Source organism: Vibrio sp. 10N.222.49.C9 (assembly GCF_041474985.1).
Classification (GTDB): domain Bacteria; phylum Pseudomonadota; class Gammaproteobacteria; order Enterobacterales; family Vibrionaceae; genus Vibrio; species Vibrio crassostreae_C.
Window position 1 is genome coordinate 1 of sequence record NZ_JBFRVD010001626.1, and the last position, 379, is coordinate 379.

1 protein-coding gene is annotated in these 379 nt (G+C 45.1%); it reads left to right on the top strand.

The features are described from left to right. On the top strand, positions 1 to 379 hold a 379-nt coding region (locus AB4585_RS29555; RefSeq protein ID WP_372172402.1), incomplete at both ends, for a YggS family pyridoxal phosphate-dependent enzyme.

Below are 379 nucleotides of genomic sequence, written 5' to 3' on the forward strand. Positions count from 1 at the left end.
GAACATCATAGCGACTTCGAAATAGAATGGCACTTTATTGGACCGATACAATCCAATAAAACACGCCCTATTAGTGAGAACTTCGACTGGGTTCACTCTATTGATCGAGCTAAAATCGCACAGCGTCTTAATGACCAAAGGCCTGACGATAAAGAGCCATTGCAGGTACTCATCCAAGTCAATACCAGTGGTGAGGCGAGTAAGTCCGGCATTTCAGCTCAGCAAGCGTTAGAGTTAGCCTCTTCTATTGAAGCGCTACCAAATCTAACCTTGCGTGGATTAATGTCCATACCCGCAGCGGTTGCAGGTTATGAGGAACAACTCGTTGCCTTTAATCAGCTCAAAGACTTGTTTGAGGCGATTAAAGCCCAATATCCTC